This is a genomic window from Lentisphaera marina (genome assembly GCF_028745505.1).
Lineage (GTDB): Bacteria > Verrucomicrobiota > Lentisphaeria > Lentisphaerales > Lentisphaeraceae > Lentisphaera > Lentisphaera marina.
Genome location: NZ_JAQZZL010000002.1, coordinates 1,991,194 through 2,003,609 on the forward strand (window position 1 = coordinate 1,991,194; position 12,416 = coordinate 2,003,609).

The 12,416-nt window shown below is 40.1% G+C and carries 12 protein-coding genes; 2 read left to right on the forward strand and 10 right to left on the reverse strand.

What is annotated here, in order from left to right:
* Positions 1–9: 9 nt before the first annotated feature.
* The 4 genes from rlmD to cmk are packed head-to-tail and all read right to left on the reverse strand — an operon-like array spanning position 10 to position 2,927.
* On the reverse strand, positions 10–1,239 hold the full coding sequence (gene rlmD / locus PQO01_RS19160) for a 23S rRNA (uracil(1939)-C(5))-methyltransferase RlmD (protein ID WP_274315838.1): 1,230 nt from the start codon (positions 1,237–1,239) through the stop codon (positions 10–12).
* Positions 1,240–1,821: a DUF4202 domain-containing protein gene (locus PQO01_RS19165; RefSeq protein WP_274315839.1), complete on the reverse strand. Its 582-nt coding sequence runs from the start codon at positions 1,819–1,821 to the stop codon at positions 1,240–1,242. It lies immediately after the preceding gene.
* Complete coding sequence (locus PQO01_RS19170) at positions 1,821–2,234, reverse strand: acyl-CoA thioesterase (RefSeq protein ID WP_274315840.1); 414 nt, start codon at positions 2,232–2,234, stop codon at positions 1,821–1,823. The genes PQO01_RS19165 and PQO01_RS19170 overlap by 1 nt, the downstream gene beginning before the upstream one ends.
* A gap of 3 nt (positions 2,235–2,237) precedes the next feature.
* Positions 2,238–2,927, reverse strand: a complete 690-nt coding sequence (gene cmk, locus PQO01_RS19175; RefSeq protein WP_274315841.1) for a (d)CMP kinase — start codon at positions 2,925–2,927, stop codon at positions 2,238–2,240.
* A gap of 586 nt (positions 2,928–3,513) precedes the next feature.
* Here cmk and PQO01_RS19180 point away from each other — a divergent pair.
* Positions 3,514–3,774, forward strand: a complete 261-nt coding sequence (locus PQO01_RS19180; RefSeq protein ID WP_274315842.1) for a hypothetical protein — start codon at positions 3,514–3,516, stop codon at positions 3,772–3,774.
* Here PQO01_RS19180 and PQO01_RS19185 read toward each other — a convergent pair.
* Positions 3,771–4,178, reverse strand: a complete 408-nt coding sequence (locus PQO01_RS19185; RefSeq protein WP_274315843.1) for a hypothetical protein — start codon at positions 4,176–4,178, stop codon at positions 3,771–3,773. The two genes, PQO01_RS19180 and PQO01_RS19185, sit on opposite strands and share 4 nt — an antisense overlap.
* A gap of 98 nt (positions 4,179–4,276) precedes the next feature.
* Here PQO01_RS19185 and PQO01_RS19190 point away from each other — a divergent pair, with 98 nt between their 5' ends.
* Entirely contained in the window at positions 4,277–5,275 is a 999-nt protein-coding gene (locus PQO01_RS19190) for a glycosyltransferase (RefSeq protein WP_274315844.1), read from the forward strand.
* On the opposite strand, the gene PQO01_RS19195 is transcribed toward PQO01_RS19190, so the two are convergent.
* The 5 genes from PQO01_RS19195 to hflK are packed head-to-tail and all read right to left on the reverse strand — an operon-like array spanning position 5,272 to position 12,386.
* Complete coding sequence (locus PQO01_RS19195; protein WP_274315845.1) at positions 5,272–6,387, reverse strand: ABC transporter ATP-binding protein; 1,116 nt, start codon at positions 6,385–6,387, stop codon at positions 5,272–5,274. The genes PQO01_RS19190 and PQO01_RS19195 overlap by 4 nt on opposite strands.
* On the reverse strand, positions 6,387–8,351 hold the full coding sequence (locus PQO01_RS19200) for a heavy metal translocating P-type ATPase (RefSeq protein WP_274315846.1): 1,965 nt from the start codon (positions 8,349–8,351) through the stop codon (positions 6,387–6,389). The genes PQO01_RS19195 and PQO01_RS19200 overlap by 1 nt, the downstream gene beginning before the upstream one ends.
* Positions 8,351–9,538, reverse strand: a complete 1,188-nt coding sequence (locus PQO01_RS19205) for an SPFH domain-containing protein (RefSeq protein ID WP_274315847.1) — start codon at positions 9,536–9,538, stop codon at positions 8,351–8,353. The genes PQO01_RS19200 and PQO01_RS19205 overlap by 1 nt, the downstream gene beginning before the upstream one ends.
* Positions 9,538–10,458, reverse strand: coding sequence for a protease modulator HflC (gene hflC / locus PQO01_RS19210; protein WP_274315848.1), 921 nt, complete (start codon positions 10,456–10,458; stop codon positions 9,538–9,540). The genes PQO01_RS19205 and hflC overlap by 1 nt, the downstream gene beginning before the upstream one ends.
* Before the next feature lie 2 nt (positions 10,459–10,460).
* Positions 10,461–12,386, reverse strand: a complete 1,926-nt coding sequence (gene hflK / locus PQO01_RS19215) for a protease modulator HflK (RefSeq protein WP_274315849.1) — start codon at positions 12,384–12,386, stop codon at positions 10,461–10,463.
* Positions 12,387–12,416 lie beyond the last annotated feature (30 nt).

The following is a 12,416-nucleotide window of genomic DNA, read 5'->3' on the forward strand; positions in this document are numbered from 1 at the left end:
GTAAAAAAATCAACGTTCTTTCTTTGTCAATAAAACTAGAGTCTCGAAGTGCTCCGTTTGAGGAAACATATCAAACAATTGAATCTTTACTGGCTTATACTCACGAAAAAGTATACCCAAGTCTTCGAGCAAGGAGCGAGGACTACAAGAGAGGTATGCCAAATTAGCTGGAGCTAATTCTAAAATACGACGAAGTGCCTGTTCATGCATCCCTTTACGTGGCGGATTTAAAACGGAGAATTCCATTGCTAAATCTTCTTGTTGTAAAAACTCTGCTACATCCTGCTCAATTAAATTGACATTGCTAATTTTATTAGCCTCTAAATTCTTCCCTGCCATACGTACATTTTCTGGAAAGTTTTCAACAGCAGTAACGGAATCCACTAGGTCTCCAAAAATAACGGGCATCGTACATGTCCCTGAATAGAGATCATGAATTTGCCTCGCTTTACATTCTTTAATAAAATCTCTTACGGAAGAATATGCTGCCGAGGCCACCTCATGATTGGCTTGAAAGAAGGTAAGTGGCCCCAAAATGAAGTCGCGCCCCAATAAAGTTTCTTGAATAAACTCTTGGCCCCAAAATTTGCGACATTCGCCCAGACTATCATCAACGCGATTATCATTTACGTTCCAGTAGACTGAATTCACGCCCTCTGCTAAAAGGGCTTGAGCAATTTGTTCCATTTTTGCATCATCAGCACTACTTGTTGTCAACAAAGAAACCAATTGCTCACCAGTCCTTGTACGGCGAATAATGATATAGCGCAAACAACCCGTATAATTTTTCTGATCGTAAGCTTCTATAGAAAATTCCCGACTCAAATCTAATGTTTTTGCGTATATCGCATAATTCTCATTTTCGATGAGTGCACATTCTTCGAGCTCTACTACCCCTTGCTGACCATCACAACGTCGTTGACCTGAACCTTCTGGTGTGACAATAAAGTCCATGCGTTGACGGTATTTATAATCGCGCTCTGATGATATAGCTTCTAATTCTAACTTAGCTAAAGACGACATTCCTGGTGTTTCCTTAACAAGGCGCTCAAGGGCTTGTTTTTTTATGTCGATTTGTTGCTCATAAGAATGTTGTTGCAAAGTGCATCCACCACATTTTTCAAAGTGTTGGCATTTGGGCTCAGCGTCAAAACGATGCTTCCAGCGTACCTCAGCAAAAACTTGCATGAACTTTTCTTTTGCTTTAGCATTCCCCTTTACACGTTTTTTTCTTGCCATTTAAGCTCCTAAGGCCGCTTTAACAATGGATAAAGCCTTCTCTGAAAGATCGAGTTTCAATGCAGCTTCATGGGCTTTCTCACTCATTTTTCCCCAAGTCTTTCCGACTATGCCAATTAATTTCTCATCGCTGTGTTTAGCAATGAAGTCATCAAAGTAATAATTCAGAAACACCATGCAAGCACAATCCTCTACGCATTGGCTATCCTGATTGTTTTTAAAATTTTTCTTTTGGCATGCTTCAGCCGCGCGAGCAATATCTTCGTCTAAAAATGCACACTCTTTCATAATTTCTGATAAAATTTCGGCATGAAGCTTAGCTAAACTAGTACGCCATTTGAAGTAGCCCGCTTTACCATCAGGAAAATCGTTACGTTTAAGTTCCCAACGACAAATATGCTGAGCTCGTGCTGCTAATTTAATAGAATCATCTACATGAGGATAAAGTTTTTCTTGCCATTCGCCCATATACTGTGAGTAGAGAAAATTGGCGCCCACTTCTTTGCCATCAATAATTTTCTTGTCGGGATCTAATTGATTTTTCGCTATAATTAAACTCACGGCTTTTTGAAAATCTGCCATTATTTTTTCTCCTCATAATCATTGAATAAATTCATCACATTCTCTGGGATTTTTACTGGACGTCTTGTCTCTGCACTCACAAAACAATGAGTCGTTCCACCCACTACTAATAAGTCCCCATCTTGATTGTAAACTTCATTTGTCACCAACATGCGGCAACCTTTCATTTCCGTAATACTCGCTTTAATCACCAAGAGGTCATCGTATTTAGCTGGGATTTTATAATCACAATTAGCGGAGGCTACGGGCAACATTAAACCATCAGCTTCTAAAGTGGTGTAAGGCAATCCCATATTTCTTAAAAGCTCGTTGCGTACACGTTCAAAATACACGAAAAAATTGGCATAATAGACAACGCCCATCTGATCCGTGTCTGCATAGGGAACCCTGTAAGAAATTTCTGCCTCAACCATTTATCAACCTCTATTTAAACCTTCTCGAACAAGTTTAGCCATTGATGAAATAACTTCTTCTAAACTCAAATCAGAGGTATCCACCATAACTGCATCTTCTGCAGGCTTTAAAGGAGACACCGCACGATTCATATCCATTTCATCTCGTTTTGCTATTTCAGCAGCAACTTTCTCTACTGTCGCACCTGCAGAAACTTCACCTTCTTGAGCCAAGCGCCTTTGGGCTCTAACCATAGGTGATGCACTCACGTAAAACTTGAATTTGGCTTCGGGAAAAACAACTGTGCCAATATCTCGGCCTTCCATGACAATTAAGCCTAGTCCTGCTGCTTCTCTCTGCCTTTTCACCAACCATTGACGCACGGCAGGTATTTTGGCAACTAAACTCACTTTAGCCGCGACTTCTGGAGAACGTACCTGTGATGCTTGTGCTAAGCTACCGTTGATATGAAGCAATAAATCTAAACCATCACCTGAGACATAGCGAATATCCTGCTCAGGAAGAATTTTCTCGATTTCTTCAATTTGAGTTTCGGGGTCAATCCCTTGCTCTAAAACGACAGAGGTTAATGCACGGTACATATCACCTGTATTCACAAAATAAGCATTTAGTTCTTTTGCAAGCCCTTTTGCTGCAGAACTTTTCCCAGATGCTGCTGGGCCATCAAGTGTAATTTGAGCTATTTCAGCCATAAAGTATCCTTCTAAAATTTTAATCAATATAGCTCGATTGAAACCTAATTCAGTTAAAGAAAAGTATTTTTTCTTCACTTCTTTTAAATACAACTTAAATATTAATTTTAATTGTCATGTGAACATAATTCACAACAGCTTCACAAAGCCTTACACCTAAAGCTTTTTATATCCATCAAGGAGCCATATAATACACACAGAGAAGGAGAGCTTCTCATCATTTAACTGTCGTTCTGCACCCTCCCCTCCCTCCTATTGACACTCCCAGCAGGGCGACAGTTTTTTTGTTTTTTATAGCCAAAAATAATATTCCTCACATCCGACTTGAAAAAATCCAAAGCCTACCAATTGTAAAGCTCAACAACAATTTTTTTGGATTAATACATCATGAACGCAATTTGCACAACATATCGCTGGAACACCACAGTCGTAATGCCCAAGCATTATACGACCGCGGGGTCATGGACATGTGCAAAAGGATTTCAATAGATAATTTTTCCTCCCACATCTTCAAAAGCCCCGCAGAAAAATCTGCGGGGCTTTTTTTTTGCCCAAATTTACTACAACAAATTTTAAGAGATATACAATGATTAATTTACAGAATGAATACCAAAAGGCTATCAAAGCCAAAAACACCGTTAAGCAAGAATTTATTATTCAGCTGCAGAAATTATTTTTGAAAGCCAAAGATAAGCCCCCTAATGAATTGACTCCTGAAAACCGATTATTATTGGCTATCGTCCAAAACATTCCTTACATCAATAGCCAAGAATTCGATGCTTTACTTATTTCACTTGATAGAAAAAATGAAGTTCCTCATAAAGGGGGACTTCTAAAGGCTAGCTAAAGTTGTAGTAGCACAAAACACCAGAGTAGAGATCTTACACTCCAAATGATTGTGCGAGGCCAATTAGTCAGAACTAATTTTTTGATATATTTATCATCTTTCCCTCGAGACTGTAAGTACTGGTGGCAAGGAACACTCCACAGAGCAGTTGAAGCCCAAGTCATTACTGCTAAGCTCACATTCAGCCAGCCGTATTCAGGCACTAATAGCAAAGCTGTCAACAAATCTAGCAGCATCAATGGCACTACGATAAAAGAAATTCTCTTTGCATGAAATTTGGCAAAGTCTGCAAATCTATCTTTAGCGACATGAGCAAAGCTAGGGTAATGCACTAACTGAATTAGCCAAATTAATCCAGTTAAACTGAAGCAGGCAAAGACCTGTAAGACTAGTAATAAATTCATTATTCACCTTATAATATATTTAAGTTATGATCTATTTTGGATAAGGCTAGCATATTCCCGAGCTTACTTCATATCAAACCTACTAAAATATATCATATATGATCTCTGTCATTTTACCCTACTTCAATGCGCAAGGAACCCTGAGAAATGCGATAGAGAGTATTTTACAACAAAGCTCTTCCAAATTTGAACTCATACTCTGCAATGATGGCTCGAACGACAGAAGTGCTGAAATCGCAAACTCTTACGCCTCTGATAAACGGGTTAAATTAATCAAACAGGAAAACCAAGGCGTTGCAAAAGCACATGCATTTGCAATGCAATATGCTCAAGGTGACTTTATTGCACGCATGGATAGTGATGACAGCTCTCATCACAAGCGCCTCGAATTACAGAATGATCACCTTTTACGAAATAGTGATATAGGCGTGTCGGCAACACAAGTAAGTTTCATTTCATCCATCTATAAATCATCAGGCTTTCAACATTTTGTCGATTGGAACAATAGCTTACTTAGTACGAGTGAAATTCGCGATAATCGTTTCATTGAAATGCCTTTAGTAAACCCAAGCACGATGATTAGACGCGAACTTTATGAAACTCATGGGAGCTACCAGGACAATGAATATCCTGAAGATTATGATTACTGGCTTAAACTCATGGGCGCAGGAGTTAAAATTGAAAAACTTAATCACAAACTATTAACTTGGAATGACTCAGCTACTCGATTAAGCCGTAGTTCAAAACTCTACGATCCTGAAAATTTTTATGCTTGTAAAGCTTTTTATTTAGCGCAAGAATTACAAAGTCTAAATGTAAGAGGAGTTGTCATTTGGGGCGCAGGCTCAAAAAGTCGCAAACGTGCTGAGCTCTTACTTAAGCATGGTATTCAGATCCATGCCTACATCGATGTGTCAAAAAAACTTATTGGCACTAATATTAATGGAATACCCGTATACGATTATCAAGACAATGAGATGATCAAAGGTTTTTTTATCTTATCTTATGTGGGGAATCGTGGGGTTCGTGAAAAAATTCAAACTTACTTACAAGAGCTTGATTTAATCGCTTACAAAAATTTTATTCTTTGTGCTTAAAGAAGATTTGATAATTTATCGTTGATTTCTTCTTTCTGCTCTTCTTGCTTAGCTTCACTCACAGCTTCAGTCTCTTCCTCGACTTGTGGCTCTTCTTGCATAACTTCTTCAAAGACATCCTCTTTTATTTCAGGGGCTTTCTCTTCCACCTTTTCTTCGATAACTTCTACTTGGGTAAGTTTTTCTAAGACATCGTCACTTTCTTCTTGAAGGTAGGCAGCTACTTTGCCACTATAGTCAGCTCCAGATGTCGTGATACTGTCTGATTTAGCTTCTGAAATAACCTGTAAAAACATATCTTCTAAACTGCGCTTAGGGTGCTTCAATCCTACATCATCACCTAATTCTTCTGAAACAAATTTACTTATTTTTGCTAGAAGTTCTTCATCTTTTGTCTCAAAGGTCAAAGTATGTTTATCATCTTCTTGTAATAAAGATTCTAAACGTCCACTTGAACGCACGTGACCGCCATACATCACCACTACATTGTCGACAATATCTTCAACATCGGCTAATAAGTGACTACTGAGGATGACTGTCTTTCCACGTTTCGCTAACAAACGAATCAAATCTTTAACTTCTCTACATCCCACTGGATCTAGCCCTGAAGTTGGTTCGTCTAAGATTATTAAATCTGGATCATTGATCAAAGCTTGAGCTAAACCAATACGACGCGCCATACCTTTTGAAAACTCACCTACAGGACGCTTACGAGCATGATCTAAACCCACCATCTCGATGAGTTGGTCCACACGTTTTTTTCTATCTGCTTTAGGGATTTTAAATAAAGAAGCGTAGAAATCTAAAATCTCTTCGGGATTCAAGTAACGATAAAGAGTCGTTTCTTCCGGTAAGTAACCAATTCTTTTTTTTACATCTAAATTCGTGGGTTTTTCACCAAAGATTTTTACTTGTCCTACGGAAGGGAAAAGTAGGCCAAGCAGCATTTTAATCGTTGTGGATTTCCCCGAACCATTTGGCCCCAACAAACCAAAGACTTGTCCTTTTTGAATCTCAAAATTCAAGCCATTAACGGCTTTGGCCTTCGGGCGTCCCCAAAAGTCTTTGAAAACTTTATTGAGGTTACTTACTTCTACTACGGTTTCGCTCATTAGCTAACCTCCGCAGTTTCACTTTCTTCAATATTTTCACCCTGGCGGACTAACCTTGCGGAGTTCGCAATAATAATTAAAGTTGAAATCGTGTGCAAGAAAGCCGCATTAACACCATCTAAAATACCAAGAGTTGAAAGCACCAAACCTCCGACAATCGAGATGAGACCAACGAATAAATTTTGCATCATAATCGCTTGATTAGTCTTCGCTAATTTAATAAAGAAAGGCACACGGCGTAAATCATTATTCATCAAAGCAACCGAAGCACTGTTCACTGCGATATCAGCTCCAGATACACCCATGGCAATACTTACGTGACCAGCCGCAAGCGCAGGAGCATCATTCACACCATCGCCAACAACCGTAACAATTTTGCCTTCCGCCTTTAAACGCTCTACGTATTCTACCTTTTCATGAGGCAAGCACTCTGAACTCACTTTGTTCACTGCGACTTCTTTCGCCACTTTCACTGCTACTGAGTCACTATCACCAGTTACCATATTCAAGTCGTCGATGCCTAATTTATTGAGGGAACTTATGGCAATAGGCGCCTGTTTACGAATTGTATCACTGAGCCCAATCCAACCTAAAACTTTTTCATCTTGTGCAACGTAAACTACACTTCGTCCTTTGGTTTCCTCTGGGTTCACTTCGATTGGGCTGCAGTCCACCCCTGATTGCTCGAGCCATGAACGGCGTCCCACACGAATAAGTTTACCTGCTGACTTTGCCTCGACGCCACGACCAGGAACTTCCTGACATTCAATATCCTTAGGCAATTCAATACCCGCATCAGCCGCTAGGCGCAATATTGCACGCGCCGCAGGGTGATTAGATGAACTTTCTGCAATCACTGCTGCTTTCAATAAATCAGCCGGTTCGGTACCTTCACCTGGCTTTAGTTTCACAACGGCTAAATCTCCACAAGTAAGCGTACCCGTTTTATCAAAAACTACTGAACTTACTTTTGCGGCTAATTCGAGGACACTCACATCTTTGATCAACAGGCCTAAGCGCGCACAAGAAGCTACTGATGCCACAAGTGCTGAGGGAGTTGCAACGACCAAAGCACATGGACAGGCTACAACTAAAGTTGCCACGACTCTATCCATATCGAAACCACTGAAGAAATACACTGCGGCAGCAATCATCATAACTGTTGGCAGGTAATAGGCGGTATAGCGATCAATCATTCTCATAACAGGGAGTTTTGCATTTTCTGCTTGCTCAATCAGATTACGAACTTTGCCTAAAGTGGTATCGCTGCCAATGCGAGTCACCTTAATCTGTACGAGTCCACTTAGGTTTTGTGTACCTGCAAAAATCTCTGCACCCACTTCACAGTCAACGGGGAGTGATTCCCCCGTAATCGAAGCTTGGTTAACGCTCGTAGAGCCCTTAATTATTTCACCGTCTGCAGGAAAAGCATCACCGGGACGAACAACAATTTTATCTCCTAGAGCTAAATCTAAGGCATCAACTTCTTCTTCAGTCCCGTCTTCTTTAAGACGCTTTGCTTTACGTGGAGTTAAACGAATAATTTCCTCGATTGATTCATGAGCTCCCGCTGCTGTACGGTGCTCTATGGCAATCGCAATTAACATGAAGAACGCTACGGCTGCTGCTGTTCTAAAGTCTTCACCAATAAAAGCAGCAAGCAATGCGAGTGCTACTAATTCATTCATGAAATAACGACCCTTAATGACGTCGACTATTGCAGATTTCACAATGGGGATGCCTAATAGTAAAGCGGACACCAAAGCCGTTAATTGACCATGAAATGAACCTTCACCAAAAATTGAATCCGCGATGTAGGAGCTAAGTAGCAAAGCTCCCCCCAGCATCACTACTGGTCCACTGACATGGGCATGTGAATGGCCGTCATCGCAGCAATCTGAACCATGCGTATGATCGTGGTTATGCTTCTCATGAAAGAGTTGTGAATTATCGAGTGGTCTCATTATTTCCCTCCCTTTTTGTCTTCATTCGCGAATGGAGATAACTTGATCCTAATTTGATTATTGGGGTCGTCTGAACCCGAAATGATAAATTTATTTTCAACATTTTGCAATGCATGAGAAAGTGAGGTCATATACAAAGGAAGAATGGACTTCTCTGGATTCTTCTTATCATAGACGCTTAGGAATGCCGAAAACTTTTCACTACGATTTTTAAGTGATGAAATCAATCGACTCTTAAATACCTCGGCATCTTTCTCACTTGCGTAAGCATCCTGCCTTGCTTGAGAAATGATTTTCGCTTTTTCTTCTTGAGCTTTCGAAACTCTTTTATTCGCATCTGTAATGGATCGAGAAACACCTGTGAAACTGCCACTCAATTGAGCTATTGGCTTCCTATCTTCAGGTTTAATATCAAAACGATCACATTCAATACCTAAATTTAATGCACTGACCTCTTTACGAATTGCATCCAAGCACACCTGCATGAACTCATTCTGACGAGTATAATGCGCTTGATCAACACTCCATTTTGAGCTCTGAAAGGCAAGGGTTCGATCAATTATGTTTGTCAAAACTTGACGTGCTCGTTTATCACCTTCCTCGGCATCTAACTTAGTTGAGTAAAAACTCTTGTAATAACGCACTGGATTCACTACTCGGTAAGTCAAGTGCCCCTTTATGTGATACAGGTACTGATCGGCCGTGAGCACATAACCATCATTACCCATCATTAGATCTGCAGTAGAATCTCCTGCTTGTGCAGATGCTCCTAAAGCTTGACCTACTCCACTGGGCCAGAAGCTTGAGCTACTCACCAACTGGGGTGTATGAGCTGAAGAAAATTTAAGTACTTCACCAAATGGCTTGGGAAGAATCAAATGAACGGAACCTTCATCTTTTATGAAGCCCTCGCCATCATGCATCATAATTTCTTTGAATTTAAAAGTAATGACTTGCTGACCTGATTCGACTGTAAAGTAACCACTGCGGATCACAAAGAACAATAGGACCAACATAAAAAAGCGCATCGATGTAAAAATAAACGTTAAGGCTTTACCTACGGCTTTTTCTGCCTCTCCAGTCTGCTGTTCTTGGGGTGGCTCATGGTGATGGTGACAATTCTCATCATGTTCGTGATGATCGTGGCCACAGCTATCACCATGCTCATGATGATGGTGCTGAGACATTAGCGAGCTCCTTCGCCTAATACGTTAATCGCCCCATCGTGTAAAAGATCAAAAGGCTTAGTATTCACATCTAAGATTAAAGCTGTCTTACCATCTGCTAGAGCAGATTTTAATGCTTCTAGCTTTAACAAGAAACTCGCCAATTCTGGGGCCTGATTAAAAACTTCATAATACATAGCTGCTTCCATCTCTCCTTCAGCACGTATGCGTTCGGCTTGAGCCAATGCAGTGTCACGAATTTTTCGTCCTTCTGCTTTACCTTCACTAATGATTTTTTGAGCTTCAGTCTCGCCTTTTATTAAATATTTTTGAGCTTCTACTTCTCGCTCTTGGCGCATTCTCTCGATCAATGACTGCTGTGTTTTATTTGGTGGCAAACCTAAATGACGTACGCCAACACTTAGTAATTCTATACCATATTGCTCAGCATTCTTCTTGGCTTCTAGAGAAATACTCTCTTCGATCTCCGCCAATTTATGCGCTTTGGCATCTGTTGTAACAACATCACTCATTTCATAACGTGAAAAAACCGAGCCACTTGCGGAACCAATAATATTTGGAAGAATATTGCTTTGTGCTTCAGCATTAGTGTTAACCGTTCTTAAGAAAGTTTCTGCATCTGCAATTTTCCAAATGCAGTACATAGAAACCATGAGGCTCCGAGCATTCTTCAAACTCGTTTGTGTTAAAGGGCGTTCATAAGTGTTGAGGCGTTTTTCCAAGGAAATACTATTCTCTATTGGATAAGGTAATTTAAAAGTAAGGCCAGACTCCGCAATTCTATTAACCTTGCCAAATCGAGTGATAATCAAATATTCATTCTCTGACACTTGGCGACAAACTGATGAACCCAAAAATACCGCTGCTACTACTAACACAGCAATCATTGGTATAGGATTTTTTTTCTTTTTAGCTTCCATAATTAATCCTCTTCTACACTCAGGCTTTTGAGCAAGCCTATATTTTTATTATTTTCAAAATTGATAATGATATTTTTCGCGGCTTTAGGTGAGTTGAAAATGTATTTAGGCACACCGTTCAAATCACGTTCGATAAAATCTAAGTATGAGACCAACTTAAAAATCTCAGGAGCTTTTCCGTATATTTTCTGCTGGATTCTAAAGCGTTCTGATTGTGCTCGGGCAAAAGCAATGCGCTGAACCTTCTCGGTCTCTGCTTCTTCAAGCATTTGCTCTTGATAACTTTTCGCTACACTCAACTCTCTCGTTGCTTTAGTTTGAGCTGAAAAAATATTGGCTTCACTTTCGTAAACCGCTCCCATGACGCGGTCATGACTCAACACTGTGTCTACGGGTGGGTGTGAAGCTTCGATTTCTAAAAATACTAGGTTGACCCCAAGATTAATAGCATCGGCTTTTGCTTGGATGGTCTCTTTTAGTAAATCTGCTGCTTTAGTTCGATTATTCCCCATAAAATTATGATAATCAGCTGTAGATATGTAAGACACCAACTCTTGTTCGGCTAGGGACTGTAAAACTAACTGTGGATCTTTGTAATTATAGAGATACTTATATATATCTTTCACTTGATAATGAACAGGGATCTTAATAGTGAGCATACTCATGGTCGTTTCACCTTGGGCTCTGCTATTAGAAGCTAAATAATTAAAATCTTCAAAGCCTTCATCGTGAGCGCCATGTGATTGGCGTCCCCAAACGTGTACTTTTTCTTCATTCGAAATCTTATACTCGTCTTCTTCCATTGGAGGAGCTCCTAAAGCAGACGACGCTGATTTAACTTGCCCCACTGTAAATGTACTTAATTTGTCAACATTGTAAATTGAAATTTCACCCAATGGCCAAGGCAATTTGAAATTCAATCCAGGTTGCAACTGAACAACTTCGCCACTTGCATCTCGACTCACTTTACCAAAGCTTTCTCGTATCCCTGCGTAACCAGGCTTAATCTCCACCATTGTAGTCAAGAGGTAAAGCCAGAGTAATTGAACCGCAACAATTGGCAATAGAACTTTTTTGAAAACGATATTAAAACTATTTTCTGAAACTCGAATACCAGTCTGATACTCTATCACGTGAACAATATTCGATGCTAAACCACCTGGACTAGTTAGGATAGTCAACAAACGACTCTCTAGCAAAAAGGCCCTCTCTTCTTCACTGTGGCGAGGTCGAAATGACTCCATGATAACACCCATGATCATTTCTAAAGCCAAGATAGTAAGAGTGATCACAAATACATAGTTGACCTGCTCCCTATAATCAAAAAGATCTAAAGAGGAGGCAATCTCAAACACCCCAAGAATAAAAAGCATGATGGCCGAACAATAAAACCATCCAGATAAAGCTCGAAGTTTTGAGCTTTTAACATCCCGAGAAACTCCACCGGCATAAGAAGCAAATATGAAATAGCCTGCTGCAAGCCCCATAGTCATGGCTGCCGCATTAGCTCCTCTTTTGCTCAAAGAGGCATCAGGGCTAATGCTAAGTCTTGACCAAAAATAGTATACGGCAATTAGAGTTCCAACCCCAACGCCAAAACAAAAGAGAGAAACCACATAACGCTCAAAAAACATGAGTGATCTTTTTGCAAAAGCTAAATCAGTCCCTTCCTCTTCTTCGAACAAGGCATCACCAGACACACTCTTGGCTTGAGCACTATATTCTTTGAGTTTCGCCTCCAGCCTGTTACTTTGCCATGCAATAGCACCAACCAGGAGTCCAAAAGCTCCTAAATAAATAAAGCTGGAAAAAATCTCTATTGGGTACCACAACTTTAAGGCATATAAAGATGATGTGAGTACGAGTGAGGCTATAATGGCGAGAAGGGAAACAAAGTGAATTTTCGAAAATTTCTCTTTGCTATTCATGGTCGCTCCTAGGATTCATTTCTAATTTGA